19 protein-coding genes and 2 riboswitches are annotated in these 16727 nt (G+C 54.9%); of the genes, 10 read left to right on the top strand and 9 right to left on the bottom strand.

Going from position 1 to position 16727, the window contains the following annotated elements:
* The 4 genes from EVJ24_RS02625 to EVJ24_RS02610 are packed head-to-tail and all read right to left on the bottom strand — an operon-like array spanning position 1 to position 2963.
* Positions 1-534 carry a 1,2-dihydroxy-3-keto-5-methylthiopentene dioxygenase gene (locus tag EVJ24_RS02625; RefSeq protein WP_131439338.1) on the bottom strand — a complete coding sequence of 178 codons (534 nt, stop codon included), beginning with the start codon at positions 532-534 and terminating at the stop codon, positions 1-3.
* Positions 535-547: 13 nt separating this feature from the next.
* A complete protein-coding gene (locus tag EVJ24_RS02620) occupies positions 548-1165 on the bottom strand; it encodes a methylthioribulose 1-phosphate dehydratase (RefSeq protein WP_131439336.1) in 618 nt (205 codons plus the stop codon).
* A complete protein-coding gene (locus EVJ24_RS02615) occupies positions 1162-1812 on the bottom strand; it encodes a 2-hydroxy-3-keto-5-methylthiopentenyl-1-phosphate phosphatase (RefSeq protein ID WP_131439642.1) in 651 nt (216 codons plus the stop codon). Before EVJ24_RS02615 ends, EVJ24_RS02620 begins: the two co-directional genes overlap by 4 nt.
* On the bottom strand, positions 1809-2963 hold the full coding sequence (locus EVJ24_RS02610; RefSeq protein WP_131439334.1) for a 2,3-diketo-5-methylthiopentyl-1-phosphate enolase: 1155 nt from the start codon (positions 2961-2963) through the stop codon (positions 1809-1811). Before EVJ24_RS02610 ends, EVJ24_RS02615 begins: the two co-directional genes overlap by 4 nt.
* Positions 2964-3035: 72 nt before the next feature.
* Positions 3036-3138, bottom strand: a riboswitch (SAM riboswitch).
* A 205-nt stretch (positions 3139-3343) separates the two neighbouring features.
* Positions 3344-3446: riboswitch (SAM riboswitch) on the top strand.
* 81 nt (positions 3447-3527) lie between these two features.
* Here EVJ24_RS02610 and mtnK point away from each other — a divergent pair.
* Both mtnK and mtnA read left to right on the top strand, forming a co-directional pair.
* The gene (gene mtnK, locus EVJ24_RS02605; protein WP_131439332.1) at positions 3528-4682 is read left to right on the top strand and encodes an S-methyl-5-thioribose kinase; all 1155 of its coding nucleotides are present in this window, start codon (positions 3528-3530) and stop codon (positions 4680-4682) included.
* Entirely contained in the window at positions 4679-5713 is a 1035-nt protein-coding gene (gene mtnA, locus EVJ24_RS02600; RefSeq protein WP_131439330.1) for an S-methyl-5-thioribose-1-phosphate isomerase, read from the top strand. The genes mtnK and mtnA overlap by 4 nt, the downstream gene beginning before the upstream one ends.
* 108 nt (positions 5714-5821) lie before the next feature.
* Here the strand turns inward: mtnA and EVJ24_RS02595 are convergent, their stop codons facing one another.
* The gene (locus EVJ24_RS02595; RefSeq protein WP_131439327.1) at positions 5822-6304 is read right to left on the bottom strand and encodes a GNAT family N-acetyltransferase; all 483 of its coding nucleotides are present in this window, start codon (positions 6302-6304) and stop codon (positions 5822-5824) included.
* A 79-nt stretch (positions 6305-6383) separates the two neighbouring features.
* Between EVJ24_RS02595 and EVJ24_RS02590 the strand changes: the two genes are divergently transcribed.
* The gene (locus EVJ24_RS02590) at positions 6384-6764 is read left to right on the top strand and encodes a VOC family protein (RefSeq protein ID WP_131439325.1); all 381 of its coding nucleotides are present in this window, start codon (positions 6384-6386) and stop codon (positions 6762-6764) included.
* A 29-nt stretch (positions 6765-6793) separates the two neighbouring features.
* Here the strand turns inward: EVJ24_RS02590 and EVJ24_RS02585 are convergent, their stop codons facing one another.
* On the bottom strand, positions 6794-7099 hold the full coding sequence (locus EVJ24_RS02585; RefSeq protein ID WP_131439323.1) for a winged helix-turn-helix transcriptional regulator: 306 nt from the start codon (positions 7097-7099) through the stop codon (positions 6794-6796).
* A 117-nt stretch (positions 7100-7216) separates the two neighbouring features.
* Here EVJ24_RS02585 and EVJ24_RS02580 point away from each other — a divergent pair, with 117 nt between their 5' ends.
* From EVJ24_RS02580 to EVJ24_RS02550, 7 genes are all read left to right on the top strand, one after another.
* The gene (locus tag EVJ24_RS02580; protein WP_131439321.1) at positions 7217-7708 is read left to right on the top strand and encodes a lactoylglutathione lyase family protein; all 492 of its coding nucleotides are present in this window, start codon (positions 7217-7219) and stop codon (positions 7706-7708) included.
* 2 nt (positions 7709-7710) lie between these two features.
* Complete coding sequence (locus EVJ24_RS02575; protein ID WP_131439319.1) at positions 7711-8691, top strand: zinc-binding dehydrogenase; 981 nt, start codon at positions 7711-7713, stop codon at positions 8689-8691.
* Positions 8692-8740: 49 nt separating this feature from the next.
* The gene (locus tag EVJ24_RS02570; protein ID WP_131439317.1) at positions 8741-9799 is read left to right on the top strand and encodes a threonine aldolase family protein; all 1059 of its coding nucleotides are present in this window, start codon (positions 8741-8743) and stop codon (positions 9797-9799) included.
* Positions 9800-10047: 248 nt separating this feature from the next.
* Complete coding sequence (locus EVJ24_RS02565; RefSeq protein WP_442899252.1) at positions 10048-11244, top strand: FAD/NAD(P)-binding oxidoreductase; 1197 nt, start codon at positions 10048-10050, stop codon at positions 11242-11244.
* Positions 11245-11261: 17 nt separating this feature from the next.
* A complete protein-coding gene (locus EVJ24_RS02560; RefSeq protein ID WP_131439313.1) occupies positions 11262-11819 on the top strand; it encodes a hypothetical protein in 558 nt (185 codons plus the stop codon).
* Positions 11820-11896: 77 nt separating this feature from the next.
* Positions 11897-12040, top strand: a complete 144-nt coding sequence (locus EVJ24_RS02555; RefSeq protein ID WP_084812989.1) for a LuxR C-terminal-related transcriptional regulator — start codon at positions 11897-11899, stop codon at positions 12038-12040.
* Between the two features lie 15 nt (positions 12041-12055).
* Positions 12056-12427 (top strand): YidH family protein, encoded by a 372-nt coding sequence (locus tag EVJ24_RS02550; RefSeq protein ID WP_021066029.1) that lies wholly within the window; start codon positions 12056-12058, stop codon positions 12425-12427.
* Positions 12428-12470: 43 nt separating this feature from the next.
* Here the strand turns inward: EVJ24_RS02550 and EVJ24_RS02545 are convergent, their stop codons facing one another.
* The 3 genes from EVJ24_RS02545 to EVJ24_RS02535 all read right to left on the bottom strand — a co-directional run bounded on the left by EVJ24_RS02545 (position 12471) and on the right by EVJ24_RS02535 (position 16657).
* Positions 12471-12971: an SRPBCC family protein gene (locus EVJ24_RS02545; RefSeq protein ID WP_071398444.1), complete on the bottom strand. Its 501-nt coding sequence runs from the start codon at positions 12969-12971 to the stop codon at positions 12471-12473.
* An 88-nt stretch (positions 12972-13059) separates the two neighbouring features.
* On the bottom strand, positions 13060-15345 hold the full coding sequence (gene gshAB / locus EVJ24_RS02540) for a bifunctional glutamate--cysteine ligase GshA/glutathione synthetase GshB (RefSeq protein ID WP_131439311.1): 2286 nt from the start codon (positions 15343-15345) through the stop codon (positions 13060-13062).
* Positions 15329-16657 (bottom strand): MATE family efflux transporter, encoded by a 1329-nt coding sequence (locus EVJ24_RS02535; RefSeq protein WP_131439309.1) that lies wholly within the window; start codon positions 16655-16657, stop codon positions 15329-15331. The genes gshAB and EVJ24_RS02535 overlap by 17 nt, the downstream gene beginning before the upstream one ends.
* Between the last annotated feature and the right edge of the window lie 70 nt (positions 16658-16727).

Genomic DNA, 16727 nt, shown 5'->3' with positions numbered 1-16727 from the left:
TTAGGCAGTCACGTTTTCTTTGTCGTAAATCGGCACCCAGCCCTCTGTCGTCACGAAGATGCGGACGGCGACGACTTGGCGGTCGTCTTGGAGCGTGAAGTAGTGGCGCGTGTTCACCGGGACCGAGATGAGGTCGCCCGGGTTGAGCTCGATGTTGAAGTAACCGCGCTCGACGTCGTCAATGGCGAAGATGCCGTGACCACTGACGATGAAGCGGACCTCGTCGTCCGTATGATGGTGTTCCTTTTGGAAGTTGACGAGCAGTTCGTCCAAGTTCGGTGTCGCATCCGACAGCGAGATGACGTCGGCCGTTTGATAGCCGCGGCGCTCCGACACGTCTTGAATCTCGTCACGGAACGTTGCGAGGATCGCTTGCTTTTCTTCATCCGTCAGTTCGTAGTTTTCTTGAAGTGCGACCGGAAGTTTAGCGATGTCCCACTGCTCATACAGGATACCGCGCGATTCTAAAAATACGTTCACTTCAGATTGGTCGACGAGACGCTCTTCAGTTTGTTGGAAATAGATAGTTGCCATAGATAGTTCCTCCTTATGAATGGACGCCTAAGGCGCGCAGTTTTAACGTGTAGCTGAACAAAAATTCGTATGCTTCTAAATAGCGCTTCGCCGCAGCCGGCGTCTCGCCCCAGACCGTGATGCCGTGATTACGGATGAGGACGGCACCTGCGCTTGAATGGACGTGGGGCGCGAAGGTGGCCGCGAGCGTCGGGATGTCGGCATGATTGTCGATGATCGGGACCCGGACGACCGCGTCCTCTTCCCAATACCCGAGTGCCTTGATGATCTCTTGCCCCGTGAAGACGACCTCACCGTTCACGGCGTGGAGCTCGGAGATGACGTTGTTGTCGACCGTGTGCACATGGAGTGAACACGTCGCCGCGGTCTTGTTGAACACCTCGACGTGTAGCAGCGTCTCAGCGGACGGTTTGCCAGTTTGTTCGCCAAGCAAGCGACCGGCCGCGTCGACGAGGACGAAATCGTCCGTGGTCCGTTTTCGTTTATCGCGTCCGCTCGCCGTGACGAGGAAAGTCAGCGGGTCGTCGGAGACACGAATCGCCAAATTGCCACTCGTTCCGGGGAACCAGTCGCGCGCGGCGAGTTCGTCTTTAATGTCGGCGAGTTCAAGCCAACGTGCGGTCACGCTCATACGTGCACCTCCTTCATGTGATGGGTGATGTCGTCGAACGTCTCGAACGGGGCGTGGGCGACACCTTCTGCCTCACAGAGCGTGATGAGTTGCCCACGGGCGTAGACGAAATCGGCCCGTTTGGCGATCTCGAAGTCGGTCACCGAGTCACCGATGACGATCAAGCGATCAACGGGATCGACGATCGTCCGGGCGATTGTCGGTTTGCAGCAACCACAATCATTCGTACAATGCGCGTCACAGGCGTAGGGCCAGTCGACGCGTACCGTTTCGGCTGAGAAGTCGGCGACGTTACAGTAGATGTGGTCCGGCGCGACGTGTTCTTGCAAGATCGGGTGCACGAAAAAGTCCATGCCGCCGCTGACGACGTCGAACTTCCAGCCATGTTCTCGGATCTCTTCCAAAAATGCTGGGAAACCTGGGCGCAAGGTGATGCGGTCCAGCAAGTAGTCGTGGTACGCCGAGGCGTCAGCGCTCGGCAACAGTCGGAACATCTGCCCGACCCCGGAGCGGATCGAGATGTCTTGAGCGAGCACGTCGTCTTTTAGCGCGTGCCATTCGGGCGGTGCGAACGCCCGCATCAAAGCGATGATGTTGTCCTCGGCGGTGATCGTCCCGTCGAAGTCACACAAGATGTGAATCGTCATTGTTTTGACCACGCCTTTAGCGCGGCCTCGAGCTCGTTCGTCTGGCTCGCCACGCCCAACACTTGCGCAATCGCTTGTCGGAACGCCTGGGCCCCGGCGGCCGCGCCGTCTGGGTGACCGTGGATACCGCCGCCGGCGTTGATGACGACGTCTGTGCCGAAGTCACGGATGATGTCCGGAACGAGCCCCGGATGAATACCGGCCGACGGGACCGGGAGAATCGGTTTCGTCCAGTGCGGCCGAACGCTAATGTCACGAATCGCGAACGCCTCATCGGGCGGTGTCGCGAGTGAACCATACGGGGACGGGAACAGCGTCAAGTCGGCCCCCGCGAGGCGAATCAACTTTCCGAGTAAGAGCGAGTGGCTGATCGAGCCGGTCAACGCTCCGGCGAACGCCGGATGTGCCAAGATCGGGACATTGATTTCCGGGTCTTTCGCAAGTTCACGGAGTGTGTCGAGCCCGTACGTATAGACGTTGAACAACAGTGCCGTCGCGCCCGCCTCGATCAAGCGGAGCGCTTGGTCACGCAGCCCGAACACCGGACCGCTGAGCGTGATGGCATAGAGCGAACGTTTTCCGGTCGTTTCGAACTGTTCTTGGATGACGGCCGCCCCGATTTTAGCTCGTTCAAGCGACGGAGTGAGCGGGTTGTCGTATAAAATCTCATCGTCTTTGACGATGTCGATGCCGCCGGCGAGCTGGTCTCGAAGTTGCTGTTCTAAGAAGCGTAAATCACGACCGATGATCCCTTTAAAGATGCTCATGACGAGCGGGCGATCATGGACGTCGAGCGACTCACGAACGCCTTGAACACCGAACTTTGCTCCGGGAAATTCAGGCGCAAGCGTTTCGGGTAACGTCAAGTCGATCAAGCGGACCGAGTCATCGAGCGATAATTTCCCGAACGTCGTCGTCAAGATGGATGAGAAGTCGGACGTGACGTTATGGAGCGGATAACGGATCGTGAAGCGGCTCGTCGTTTCCGTGTGCGTCGTTGAGACGACCTCGCCTCGATACGCCTTTAATTGTTCTTGTTCTAGGTGAGGCAGTTCCGTCCACGTGCCGACGGTCAGTTCGAGGGCGATTTTCTCGGCGACAGTCGCGACGCGGTCCGTCCGGCTGATTTCATATGTGGCAGTAATACTCATGTTCGTTCCTCCTTCCGGTCAAACAAAAAAATGACCCCATGCCGAGGCAAGAGGTCATCATAAAAAAATGAACTCTTATCTCTCAGCTTACGCTGCAAGAATTAGCACCGTGCCCAATCGGGTCGGTTGCTGCGACATCATCGGGCTTGTCCCCTCCGTCTGCTCTTGATAAGAATGTATTTTGAAGTTGTGAAATTTAATTGAATTTTGTCACACAATATCCGGTTCGTCAATTCCTTTTTTTGAGAAAAAAAGTTTGAGTTCGTTGTTACCATATATGCATAAAAAAAGTGACCGTTGCTCCAGAAAATTGTCGTTGACAACTTGGTGCTCGAGTAAGTAACATTCATCACAACAAGTTCACACAATCGAATATGACACTCTTATCGCGAGTTGGCAGAGGGAATTGGCCCCATGACGCCGCAGCAACCGACCAGTAGGCACGGTGCTACATCCACCAGACATACGTCTGACAGATGAGAGGAACAACCGTTACGGCTGTGCCTCTTTCTCGCGGAGAAAGGGGCTTTTTTTGTGGGGAATATACCGAAAGGGGAAACAGACATGGCTTATCAACCATTTACAGAACAGACAGTCGTCGAGCACGTCAGAACGTTAGGGTTACTCGAAGACGGGGGCATCGCGCATTGCGAGGAGATCGGGGACGGCAACTTGAACCTCGTCTTCCGCATCCGCCAAGGCGAAACGAGCCTCATCGTCAAGCAGGCGCTACCGTATGCGAAAGTCGTCGGCGAGAGTTGGCCGCTCACACTTGAACGGGCGTGGATCGAGCAGCTCGCGTTGCGCGAATTCGCCAGTGTCGTCCCGCGTTTCGTCCCGGTCGTTCTCGGCAGTGACCGGACGCTCGCCTACACGATTTTAGAGGACCTGTCCGACTTTGATATCGTCCGGACGGGCTATTTGGAAGGGAAAGCGTATCCTGAACTCGCCCGTCACATCGGTGAGTTTTTAGGACAGACGTTGTTTGAGACGTCCGACTATGCGGCCGGCCCGATCGAGAAGAAGCGGAAAGAACGGGATTACTACAACCCGGAACTATGCGATATCACTGAAAAACTGATCTTCACCGATCCGTACAAAGATGCCGAGTCGAACAACATCGAAACCGCGCTCCGTCCGGACGTCGAAGCGCTTTGGGGTGACCTGAAATTGAAAGTGGAGGTCACGAAACTGAAAGTCGGTTTCGTCACGAAACATGACGCGCTCTTGCACGGGGACTTACATACAGGTAGCATCTTTGCGACGCAACAAGAGACGAAAGTCATCGATCCGGAGTTCGCTTTTTACGGTCCGTTCGGTTTTGACATCGGGCAAATCGTCGCCCATTTGACGCTATCGACGTTCCATGACACACTCAAACGGTTCGAGCGGTTCACCGACGTATTGACGGTATGGGAGACGTTTGAAAAGACGTTCCGGACGAAGTTTGAGACGGCGGTCGAACCGTTCAACACGGACGGGTTCGTCGATGAGCTACTTCAAACCATCTTTAGCGACACGATCGGCTATGCCGGATGTGAGCTGATTCGCCGCGCCATCGGCCTCGCCGGAGTCAATGACCTCGAGACGTTACCGGAAACGGTCCGGCTCGAGCGGAAACGGGAAGCGCTCACGCTCGGCACGACGCTCATTAAACAGCGCCATGATATCCGTTCGATCGATGAATTAGTGACGCTGTTAGCGGGGGTACGCGTATGACAGTCCAAAACATTCGCTTCGAACCGTCCCGGGACGAGCTCGTCATTTTAGACCAAACGTTACTGCCCCATGAAGAGCGGTACGTGACGATCGCGACGCTCGAACAGGCGGAACACGCTATCGAGACGTTGCAAGTCCGAGGTGCGCCGGCCATCGCCTATTTCGGCGCATTTGTGCTCGCGAAAGAAGCGATCCGGCTCCAAGATGACCCGGACTTCACACGCCGGCTTGACCTCGTCGGCCGTCGATTGATCGCGACGCGACCGACGGCGGTCAATCTTCAAAACGTGATCGAGTCACTTCTCAGGCTGAACGTCGGCGGCGACTTTGAAAGGATCGCGACCGACATCAAACATCGGGCCATCGCGCTGTTCGAGCGAGACGTCGACACGTATCGGGCCATCGGGGAGCATGCGCTCACGGTGCTTCCAGCAGGGGGGAACGTCTTGACGATCTGTAACGCTGGGGCAATCGCGACGTCGCGTTACGGGACTGCGCTCGCTCCGTTTTACGTCGGGAAAGAGCGAGGTATCGCGTTTAACGTCTTCGCTTGTGAGACGCGGCCGCTCCTCCAAGGGGCACGCCTGACCGTCTGGGAACTCGACCAGGCCGACATCGACGTCACGCTCATCACCGACAATATGGCCGCTTGGACGATTCAGGCGAAAGGGGTCGACGCCATCATCGTCGGCGCTGACCGCATCACACGGACGGGTCACGTCGCCAATAAGATCGGCACGCTTCAGCTCGCCGTCCTGGCTAAACATTACGGGATCCCGTTTTACGTCGCGGCCCCGCATTCGACGTTCGATTTGACGGCGGATGATGTGATTCAAATCGAGGAGCGGAGCGCGCTAGAAGTGACCCATATCGGCGGACAACCGACGGCACCGGTCGGGATCACCGTCTTTAACCCGGCGTTTGACGTCACACCGCCTGAACTGATCACCGGACTCATCACCGAAGCGGGCGTGTTCGAGCCGAATGAAGCAGCGATCACACACCATGTAGGGGGAACGGTTCACGTGTGAAACAGCAGCTCCGTACTTGCCCGAACGATGAAGTGTGACCGTCTTGGTATGAGACGGGAATGGTCAGATTTACTTAGTCGACAAAGGCACCAGGCAGCAGAAAAGCCCTCAGCATCTATCCTGAGGGCGCTTTTTGCGTTCTAATGCGATGAAGTCGAACGTACTCCCGTTCGTGTCTTGTTGAAACGAAGCCACTTGTCGAAACCCGCAAGCTTCATACACGCGAATCGCCCGCGCGTTGAACGTGGCAACCGACAAGGTGATACGATTTGGGTCGAACTTGGCTTCGACGAAAGCAAGAATCGAGGTGACGAACGCTCGTCCGGTCCCGTTTCCGGTCAGACCTGGCTTCATGCCTAAACCGAGGTCGATCGTATCAGCGTCTGTTTGATGCACGCTAACGAAACCGACCAGTTCGCCATCGTTCGTGATGGCGAATACCGATTGCCCTCGTTGTTCGGTGTCTAAAAACTCGGCCAAGTCGTCTTCGTCAGCCTCCATATCGTAAAAAGCATACTCTCCATCGTAATGCCAACTGAAGGCGATTGTTTCGGCCTGCGCTTGTGTCATCAAAGCGAACTTATACGTCATAGTGATTTCCTCGTTTCAAAAGGATAGATAGGTGCTACACTTTCGATAGTACCATCAATTCAAGAAGTGAGGTGACCACATGGGAATCAAACTAGATATGGTCGGCATCGTCGTCGAGGATATGAAGCGAGCGCTCGACTTCTATCGGCTGCTCGGACTGTCGATTCCAGTATCAATGAACGGGGAAGCGCACGTTGAAGTTGACGAAAGCGGCGTCCGGCTCGCTTTTGACACGGTCGAGGTCGCGGAGTCGGTGTATGGGGAATGGAAGCCGGCGACAGGACACCGGGTCGAGCTCGCTTTTCTATGCGACAGTCGAGAAGCGCTCGATGCCTTGTTTGAAGACATCGTCAAACAAGGATATGTGATTCATCGTGATCCGTGGGACGCGTTTTGGGGGCAACGCTACGCCATCGTCGTCGATCCGGATGGCAACCTCATCAGTCTGTTCGCGTCATGACAAAACCCTCGCCGGGACTTGGCGAGGGTTTATTCGTCTCGGGTTTCGCCCCAAGAGCAGAGCGCCTTCATCGCTGGTTGCAGGCTAAACGCCTCCTCGGTGAGGGAGTATTCGACGTGGAGCTGTTTGTCGGTCGAATAGTCGTCGCGTCGGACCATGCCGAGCTGTTCGAGTTCGCGCAGTTGGTCGGTCAACACTTTGCGGCTGATGTCGGGGATGGCGCGCTGAATCTCCGAGAAGCGGTGCGGACCGGTCTCGAGCGTGCAGTACACTTGTGGACGCCATTTACCGCCGATGATGTCGAGTGCCTTGTTGACGGGGAACGGGGTCGTCATGTTCAGTTCGCCTCGCTTTCGGGTAGTTACTTCAATGTGCGTACTTTTTTTCTTGCTACGATGAAGGTATCTTATCGTTATCGACCCAAATGAGCAACCAAAAAGGAGCGGATCAATTTGACTTATCCACGTACATTCTCACATATCGGGCTATCAGTCCCCAATGTGACGGAAGCAGTGAAATTTTATGAAGACGTGATGGGCTGGTACACGATTATGCAACCGTCGGACGTCGTCGAGGATGACTCACCGATCGGCGTCATGTGCACCGACGTGTTCGGCCCGGGCTGGGGCAAGTTCCGCATCGCCCACATGTCGACCGGTGACAAGATCGGCATCGAGCTGTTCGAGTTCCCTAACAACGAGAAACCGGAGAATAATTTTGAGTTTTGGAAAACAGGCATCTTCCACTATTGCGTCCAAGACCCAGACATCGAAGGGCTCGTCGAGAAGATTGTCGCCCACGGTGGCAAACAACGGATGCCAATCCGCGAGTATTACCCGGGCGATAAGCCGTACCGGATGGTGTACTGTGAAGATCCGTTCGGCAACCTCGTCGAGATCTACTCGCATTCGTATGAACTGACATATTCGGAAGGAGCGTACTAATCATGAAAGCATGGCTACTTGAACAACCTGGCTTAGAAAATATGCACCTCGGGGACATCGAACGACCGACCCCGGGAGCGGGCGAACTGCTCATCAAAGTCGAAGCGGTCGCCTTGAACCCGGTCGACTATAAAGTCGGCACGAACGGCAACCCGAACTGGACATATCCGCACATCCTTGGCGTCGACCTCGTCGGTGAAGTCGTCGAAGTCGGCTCGAGCATCGCCAACATCATCACCGGCTCCCGCGTCGCCGTCCATACGAGTCTCGCGAACAACGGAGGTTTCGCCGAGTACGCTGTCGTCGACGCGCGTGCTTGTGCCGTCGTACCGCAAGACGTGAGCGACGAAGCGGCAGCTGCCATCCTTTGTGCTGGCATGACGGCGTATGAAGCGGTCATGCAGAAGCTGAACACGCGCGACAAAGAGACGATTCTCGTCCACGCCGGAGCGGGCGGGGTCGGCGGCTACGCGATTCAGCTCGCGAAAAAACTAGGGCTCAAAGTATTCACGACGGCGTCGCCGGAAAACTTTGATTGGGTCACATCACTCGGTGCCGACGTCGCAATCGACTACAACGTCGAGGACGTGACGGAACGAATCATGGAACTGACGGACGGCCGTGGTGTCGATCTGATTTTGAACACGGTCGGCCGCGACGTGGCGACAGCCGATCTCGACCGCCTCGCCTTCAGCGGACAGCTCGCTCATATCGCCGGTCCGCCTGACATGTCGAACATGAAAGGGTTCACGCTGTCACCATCGATCCATGAAGTCGCCCTCGGCGCGGCCCATGCGAGCGAAGACGAGCGCGCGATTCGCAACTTGGCGTACATGGCCGAGGAGTTGATGAAACTGCTCGAAGCGGGTGAACTGAACGACCTCGTCACCGACGTGCTGCCGTTCGACCGCTTGAAAGCCGGACTGGAACAACTTCAGACGCGGAAAGTACGAGGCAAGTTGATTGTCCGCGTACGCGACTAAATCTTGGCCTCTTGTCTCGTGACAGGGGGCCTCTTTTGGAGGGGATAACATGAATTTACGGACGTCATATCAACAGACGACACATCAACTGAGCGGGCACGGGAAACGGAACGTCGGCGTCTTACAGCGCGCGTTTGAGCAAGCCGACCCGGAGCAAACGAGCGACCATTATGGGACGGGCGAGGTCATCGAACAATTTGAACAAAAGCTCGCCACGCGGCTCGGGACGAAAGCCGCTGTCTTCTTTCCGAGCGGCACGATGGCACAACAGATCGCCTTACGTATCTGGTCGGACAAGACAGGGAATCGAAGCGTCGCCTATCACCCGCTCTGTCACTTGGAGATTCATGAACAAGACGGGTTGAGACAGCTGCATCACCTCGAGCCGATTTTGATCGGGGATAAGGACCGATTGATGACGCTTGAAGAAGTGAATGCGTTACCGGACGTCGCTTGCCTGTTGGTCGAGTTGCCGCAACGTGAGCTCGGCGGCTATTTGCCGCCGTTTGATGAGCTTGAAGCGATCAGCCGGCACTGCCGGGAGCGGGGGATTCATCTGCATCTCGATGGGGCGCGCCTGTTCGAGACGTTACCATATTATGAGAAGACGGCCGAAGAAGTGTGTGCCTTGTTCGATAGCGTCTACGTCTCGTTCTACAAAGGGATCGGCGGTGTCGCCGGGGCGATTTTGGGCGGACCGAAAGCGTTCTGTGACGAGGCAAGAATCTGGAAACGGCGCTATGGCGGCGACTTGATCGGCTTATACCCGTACATCATCCCGGCCGACTACTACTATGAGCTCAGGAAAGACCGAATGGGAACGTACTACGAACATGCCAAAGAGCTCGCAACCCGGTTCAATGCGCTCGACGGTGTCTGGACGACGCCGAATGTGCCGGTGACGAACATGTTCCACCTTCATATGAATGGGGACGCAGAAACCGTCTCGAATTGGATCGAGCGTGTCCAAACGGAGACAGGCATCGGCATCACCGGGTACGTCGTGCCGCATGACGGTCATTGTTCGACCGAGATCAGTGTCGGGGATGCGTTTTTAGACATCGATACGTCTCGGCTCGACAAGTTGTTCGAGGTACTCTCCCGTTAACAATGCCCAATGCCTATCGAGTGCGAATACAAAGTAGAGCGGACGAGTGAAAATCATTAACCCCATTATACCCCCTATGGTATAATGGGGTTAATCCGTTCCACGTCAAATGAGTAGTGCCTTCTATGCCGTTTCAAAGATGTACTCATTTCATAAAATGTATGCGCTTTCAAATATATTGAAGACGTGGGAAGTTTATTGGTTTGACGTAATTAGTCGGTCATCTATGGGAATGAAAGGGGAATTGCATGATGCGTACACATTATCGAGTTGTCATCGTCGGAGCAGGCACCGGAGGGATCAGCGTCGCTGCGCGCCTGCTTCGTGAAAAACATCATTTAGCCGATGAGGTTTTGCTGATCGATCCTGAAACGAAACACTACTATCAACCGCTTTGGACGCTCGTCGGAGCCGGAGCCGCGAAAAAAGAAGAGTCGGAGCGAGACATGGCGACACTCATCCCAAAAGGTGCGAAATGGCTTCAGGACAAGGTGGTCAGCTTCGACCCAGAAGCCAATCAAGTCGAGACGGCTGTCAACGGGACGATTTATTACGACTACTTGGTCGTCGCGTCGGGGATTGAGATCGATTGGGGTCGGATCAAAGGATTAGAAGCAGCGCTTGGGACGAAACAAGTATGTAGCAACTACTCGTATCAACACGTCGACTACACGTGGGATACCCTTAGGGGTTTTGAGGGCGGTACCGCGTTGTTCACGCACCCAGCATCACCTGTGAAGTGTGGCGGGGCCCCGCAAAAAATTATGTATATGGCGGAAGACTACTTTTTGAAAACAGGTGTCCGCGATAACAGTAAAATCGTCTTCGGATCGGCCAACCCGGCTATCTTTGACGTTGCCAAATATCGGACGGCGCTCGAAAAAGTACTCGAACGAAAACGGATTGACACACATTTCCGTGTCAATTTAATTGAGATCAAAGCAGACGACAAAGTCGCTGTCTTTGAACAGTTAGATAGCGGTGAAACGTTCGAGGTGGGCTATGACATGATTCACGTCACGCCACCGATGCAAGCACCGACATTCATTCGAGAAAGCAAGCTGGCGGACGCGGGCGGATGGCTCGATGTCGATATGTACACGCTGCAACATAAACAGTATAAAAACGTCTTCGGACTCGGCGACTGCACGAATTTACCGACGTCGAAGACCGGGGCCGCGATTCGGAAACAAGCGCCCGTCGTCGCTAAAAATGTGGGTGACCTCATGTACGGCCAAGTCCCAGTCGCGTCGTATGACGGCTACTCGTCTTGCCCGATTGTCACAGGCTACAACAAACTCATCTTGGCCGAGTTCGATTATGAGAAAGTACCACAAGAGTCGATGCCGTTCAATCAAGCGAAAGAACGCCACAGCATGTACATCTTGAAAAAAGACTTTCTTCCAGTCATGTATTGGAACGGGATGTTGAAAGGGACGATGTGAGAAAGGGGGAGAAGACGATGGAACGTACACCAACGAAAGAACAGACACTAGAATCTGTGTTGACGCGGCCGGACGTCGAGCAAGCGCTCGTCTCCCTCGTCGAACGATTGCCCGAGATTGAGAAGTCGCTTCGCCGCCTCGAAGACGCTGTCGATTTCGGGATGGCGACGATGAACGACCAGCAAGTGAGACAAAAAGTCGACTCACTCCTCGACTCATCGAATTTACAGGTCGAGACGCTCGAGGCGGCGGTCAAGCTCGCCGAGAAGTTGCCGATGTTGCTCCAGGTGACGAACCAGCTTGAACAGGTGCTCGCCTTCGCACAAGACGTCTACGCGGACGAGCAGACACGAGAACTGATCGGTCAACGGGTCGATGAATACGTCGCACCGGTAAAAGAGAAAGCCGACGCCACGCGCACGATGCTCACCGAAATCCGAGCACGGGCTGAACGCGACGACCGCAACATCACGTTGTTCTCGCTCGTTCGTTGGCTGAAAGAGCCATCGGTCCAGCATGGCCTCAAGTATATGCAGGCGACGGTCGAAATATTGTCCGAACAAACAAAAAAATAATGAACCGGTCCGGACGTGAATCCATCACGTCCGGTTTTTGTATGCTCAAATAGTTGGTGTTTTTTACCCATGGGGGTATGATAGAAGAAGAAAGTGAGTCGGAAATTGTACGTTTGACGACGCTCGGGTACGGCAATATCGAGATTGTAGAGAAACTCGGCATCAGTCCGAAGACGGTCGAGTTATGCTTAAAAAATCGATTGATCGACCACGACAGTTAGGAAAGAGGGGAAGTTATGAAACTAGATTTAGAGAAGACGGTCGATTCGCAGTACATTCAACAGCACCTCGCCAACGAGCGGACGTTCCTCGCCTGGATCCGGACGGCCATCACCGTCATCGGGATCGGCTTCCTCGTGACGAACTTTCACTATTATCGAAGTGAGAACTTGAGCGGGGCCGAGCATCAATTGATCACGGCGATCGGCATCTTGTCTATCATCTTCGGTATCGCGACGATCCTCGTCGGGACACGGTCGTACTTGAAAAAAGTGCACACGATCAACTCGCAGCAGTTCAAGTCGGCGAAGATGAGCCTCGTCGCGCTCGCCATCGGGATGGTGTTCATCTTCACGCTCATCTTGATCGTCAGTTATTTTCTGTTTTAACGGAAAACCGCCCGCACCTCGATCGAGATGCGGGCGGTTTTAGTTATCTCGAGACGATGGCGTCGAGACGATCGAGCTGTGACGAGAAACCTTCGACGGCGCCCATTTCGACGACTTGTTTGAGGGCGGCTACGTCTGTGAATTCGGAGCGGCTGACGAGCAACGTCCCGTCCGGAATATCGACAAAATCGTTAGTGATCGTCATGACCGGCAGCTCGGGGTTGACGTTCCCTGCTTCGTCAGAAAACGCATCCGTGTAGACGATGCGGGCATGGGGTTCAATCTCAAGAAACGTCGATTTGCCCCACGATTCCATTCCAAAATAATCACCTTGATCTTTGTCGACACACGTCATGCAATAATGCCACGTCCCACCCGGTTCAAACTCGAACGTGCGGATGTCTGTTTTCCATCCCGCAGGTCCCCACCACGCCTCTAAGTGAGCCGGGCTTGAGAATGCCTCGAACACGAGCTCGCGTGGCGCTTTGAAACTCCGCTCAACAACCAACGTCGTACCTTCGACATGCGATTTGACCGTTCCCATTTGAAAGACCCCTCTCTAGAGAAAGTACGGTACACCGACTTGAAACGATGTAGTCCTTATTCCCGAATTGAGCGTCCTTCCAACCTGATCAATCAAACAACAAATCGAGCACCGTCTCGCCGATCGGACGTTCTTTCCCTTCGTACGGGAAGGAATGGATATGGATGGCCGGGTTGAAGTTCAATTCGATGATGCCGTAGTCATTTTCTGCGTCAAGCGACGGGATCATCATATCGACGCCGCAAATCGTGGCACCGATTGCTTTCGCCGAATCGACCGCGACCTGTTTATAAAAGTCAGAGATTTGGTCCGTATAGTCGATGCTGTCGCCACCTGTACTAATGTTCGAGTTCTCGCGCAAGAAGATGCGTTCGCCGTCAGCGAGGACACTGTCAGGAGTTTTGCCTTGCGGACGCAGGAAAGATACGACGATGTCATCGATCTCGATCTTCTCGAGCGGTGTCTTATAGCCTTTGCCGCGGAGCGGATCTTCATTTTTCTTCGCAACGAGCTCACGGATCGTCGTGACACCGTCCCCGGTCACATTCGCCGGGACGCGGTGCAAGATGCCGGCGACCGTATCACCGATGACGAGGAAACGATATTCTTTCCCCGGTAAAAACGTCTCGAGCAAGACGACGTCGTCGAACGTGTTGGCATGACGGAACGCCTCGAGCGCCTCGTCGAGCGTCGTCCCGTCTTTGAAGATGTGGATGCCGATCCCGAAGTTCGTCGATTTCGGCTTCAGGACGATCGGCTGAGTGGAAAACGCGGACCAGACGTTACGCAAGTCGTCTTCACTGCGCAACTCGACACCCCTAGGGACGTGGATGCCGTGTTCGGCGAGCACATGTTTTGTCACCGTCTTGTTTTCCATCATCAGCACCGACACGTAGTTATCTTTCGACGTTTTCGTCGCTTGTCTGACGTACTCGACCCGATTGCCGTGACGAAGACGGATGAATTGGTCGTCCCGGTCGACGACATCGACCGCGTAACCTCGTTTTAAGGCCGACTTCATCAAAATTTGCGTCGATAGTTCCATGTCCGTATAGCCGTGCATCCGGAACCGGTTGGCGAACGCATCTTCATAATACGTCTCGGCTTGGCGGAGTGACCAGGTCGTATAGCCTTCATCGGTCATGACTTTTGTCAGCCGGGCCGAGTAGGTCGCTTCGACGTTGTCAATCCGTTCCCGGACGGACGCGAAGACGTCAGCAAAACCGAGGTCGTGTTGCGCGTTGAACGACTCGATGTCAGCGACGAGGTCACGGGCGAACGTTTGCAGCGCGACCGGCTCGCCATCACGTTCGAGGACGAGTGACGGCGATAGGCCCTCTTTGGCGACGAGCTGTTGGTTACGGAACGCCTCAGCTTGCCAGTCCGCAAAGTCAGTCTCGTCTTTCAACGCTAAATAGAGCAAGAAGACGTGCAGGAATCGCAAATCATCGAGTGCGATACCGGTCTTCTCGAACGGATTGAGGTCGATGTTGCGAATCTCGATATAATCGATGCCGTTCTTCTCGAGCCGGTCGAGGTCATTTCCGCCGCGTGACGTCTTCAGTCGAATCGGTGAGTACAGCTCGTTCGGGTTGGCGATGTCGCCCTTGGCGATCAAACGGCGGACGCTACTCGCATAGTCTGGGAGCGTCGCATAGTTCGGATAGAGCGGTTCGACGTTCGTATAACCGCAGTCACTATTTCGGTACGACAGCGCCGTCGTATTCGAGTAGACGTCCTCGTTCAACGCCTGCATTTGGCTGACGCAACGTTCCTCGTAGCTCGTATGGACGGCAGGCGTTCCGCCGAGCAAGTAGACAGCGAGCCAGCGCAGGCGCAAATAGTTGCGGACGAGCTTCAAATAGAGCTCGTTTTTGAAGCGGTCATATTGCTCGGGAGACCCTTCATATAACGCGTCGATCAACTCGTCCGAGAACGAGAAGTTGAAATGGATCCCGGAGATGAGCTGTTTTTTCGCCCCGTACTTTTGAAGCAGATGTTCACGGTAACGGCCGGCCTCAATACCGGAACTGCCGAAGTCGGCGAGCGGGATGACGCCGCCGTCCGGCAACGGGCATGGCATCGACTGTGGCCAAAGCCGCTCGTCGCCGATATTTAGCGCCGTGATGTCATAAAGCGTCTCTAAAAAGTTATGTGCCGCTTCGACGGTCGGGAACGTCGGCGTGATCAGTTCGATCTGGCTCTCAGAAAAATCGGTCGTAATATACGGGTGCGTCGCTTTATCGCCGAGACTTGACGGATGTTTCGTCACGGCGAGCGTCCCGTCTGTTGTCACACGTAGCATTTCGCGTTCGATCGCGAACCGTCCGCTCGTGAGAAGTTGCTTGGATAATTGCTTAAATCGCTTCTGCAAGTGAAGTCACTTCCTTTTTCTTTAGTCGAACAAACAGTGCCGAGACGAGCCCTTTGACGATGCTCGAGATGGCGATGCTCCACCAGATGGCGTCGATGCCGAGATACGGCTCGAGGAGGATGGCGAGCGGGATCCTGGCGACGGTGAAGACGATAGAAATCATCGCCGGGATCTTCGGTAGCCCGAGTCCTGAGAAATAACCGTTCCCGATCATCTCGAGCGAGGCGAAGATGAGGGAGACGCTGATGATACGTAAATAGCTGGCCCCGATCTCGATTGTAGTCGGATCATCGACGAAGGCGCGGATGAGCACGTCCGGGAAGAAGAGGAATACGAGCGTGATTAGCCCGGTGTAGAGCATACCGAGGTGCGTCGTCACGCGATACCCTTCGTGCACGCGTTCAATCTGTCGGGCGCCGATATTTTGGCCGGTATAGCTCGCGATCGCCCCGTTCAGTCCGCCGATCATCATGTAGGCAATCGACTCGATCTGTAGGCCGATGCGCTGGGCGGCGATTGCTTCCGTCCCGTAGGATCCGATCATGCGGGCGAGAAGAATGCTGATGACGGTAAAGAGGACACGCTGGGTCGCCATCGGGAAGCCGAGGCGAACGATCTCTGTATAGTCGGCGCGAACGGGTTCGACCGTCTCCTCCCAGTCAAAGAGCGCACGAGCCCGATGCCAAAAGAAGCCGAACATGACAGCGTTGGCGACGAGTGTCGCCAGACCGGCCCCGAGCACGCCGAGACCGAGCGGATAAATGAAGAGCGGCGACAAGATCATGTTGAGCGTGACCCCGGTCGCATTGATCCGCATCGCCGTCGTCGTATTGCCGAAAGCGCTGAATATGCGGGCGTACAGCAAGTTGAAGAACGAGAACAACAGCATCGGTGCGCTTACAAGCAAGTAGCTGTAAGCGAGCCGCTCGACGGTTGGTGCGTTCATATTCAAAAAGCCGATCAGCGTCTGACCAAAGGCGACGAGGAGCGTCAAGAAGAACAGGCCGAGGACGAGGTTACCTCGTTTTCCGGCCTTGACGTAGCGTTGGATCAACTGTTGGTCCCGCCTGCCGACGGCTTGCGACACTTTGATGCCGGCGCCGACGACAAGCAACGATTGAATCGCCTGGCCGAGCATAATATAAAAACTGGCCGCACCGATACTGGCGACGGCGTCGCTACCGAGCGCACCGACCCAAAACATATCGACGAGACTATACGTGAACTGTAAGAGCGAGCTGCCAACGAGCGGGAGGGCGAGCGCTAAGATGACGCTTTGCACACGTCCGGTCGTCAAATCGACGGTTTTCACAAGACAAGACTCCTTCAACGAATTAGTATATAACCATTTAGTTATATATAAGCACGACAGGACGAAATTG

It is taken from the genome of Exiguobacterium sp. SH1S21, from assembly GCF_004337175.1.
Taxonomy (GTDB): Bacteria; Bacillota; Bacilli; order Exiguobacteriales; family Exiguobacteriaceae; genus Exiguobacterium; species Exiguobacterium aurantiacum_A.
This window is presented reverse-complemented; position numbering and strand designations above follow the sequence as displayed.